We start from the raw sequence: 986 nt of genomic DNA on the forward strand, positions 1-986 counted from the left end.
CCATGCAGAGCTCCAGATGAGGTTGCTCTCTTTATGCCGTGGCTTTTGATTTGCGCAAGCGCGGAGCGCTTGGGGGTCCAAGGGGCGGAGCCTTTTGCGCGCGCAATGTGAAACATTGCATCAGTGCGCTCTTGCTTCTTTCTTTTAAGCCTTGTTTTTCAGGCTTTTCGATTTTCGAAGCGGCCGAAATTCGAGACCACCTCAACGCTTGACGCGAGCCGTTTTCCTGCTTGACTCATTTCAAAGCGACAGGAGAAACACATGACTGCCACGAATCACTACCGAGACCAAATTCAGCGGGCCACCGAGCGCTTGGCACAGCTGCAAGCGAAAGAGCTTTTAGCCAACCAGCGCCGCGAAGCAAAGGCGCAGGAAACAGAAAGGCGCGAAGAGATGAGAAGACGGCAGCGAGTGGCTGACCTAGTCTTCCAGACGGGTGCCCATGCACTGGACGACGCGGAACTAGAGTCACTGCTCCGGGAGCACGTAACCGGCAAGAGTCAATCGCCGGAAGCTAGGTTCCACTGATGCGATGCGCGCAGTCGGGCGCGGTCATGCCACGAGACAAGCGCATCACAGGTAGTCACCAAAACCATCTTCCTCTTCTTCGCTCACGTCGGAAGCCCAGCTGTTGAAGCGGCCGTCTTCAGAACGAGGGAGAGGATAAGCTACTGGAGCTTTAATCAGAGTGGCCATCTGGAGGCTTCCACCGAAAGCCAAAGCGTTCTGGCGAGCAAGCCCAGCGATCCTTCGCACCTCACGCTTATCCGCCCACTCGCTTGCGGATTGGATCGCGGAAAGATCCTTCTCCGAGGACAGGCGAAAAGAGACCCAGGTATTACACTGGGAAAGCACGGTCGGAGATATCTCTGAAGGTCGCTGGGTGCTGAGCCATGTCGACTCCCCGCAATTCAGTGCCAGCCAAAACTAGAGGTCTGCGGTTAATGTTGATCACGGAACTCGGCGGGCGTTAGCCCGCCCAGGCT

The 986-nt window shown here is 56.4% G+C and carries 2 protein-coding genes; one reads left to right on the forward strand and one right to left on the reverse strand.

Features of this window, described 5'->3' with window-relative positions; genetic code table 11:
- The first annotated feature begins 261 nt into the window (after positions 1-261).
- Positions 262-528, forward strand: coding sequence for a hypothetical protein (locus tag XdyCFBP7245_RS23425; protein WP_104617722.1), 267 nt, complete (start codon positions 262-264; stop codon positions 526-528).
- Positions 529-573: 45 nt separating this feature from the next.
- Here XdyCFBP7245_RS23425 and XdyCFBP7245_RS24775 read toward each other — a convergent pair whose 3' ends face one another.
- On the reverse strand, positions 574-696 hold the full coding sequence (locus XdyCFBP7245_RS24775; RefSeq protein ID WP_280523218.1) for a hypothetical protein: 123 nt from the start codon (positions 694-696) through the stop codon (positions 574-576).
- Positions 697-986: the final 290 nt, after the last annotated feature.

Origin of the sequence: Xanthomonas dyei, assembly GCF_002939865.1 — a bacterium.
Classification (GTDB): domain Bacteria; phylum Pseudomonadota; class Gammaproteobacteria; order Xanthomonadales; family Xanthomonadaceae; genus Xanthomonas; species Xanthomonas dyei.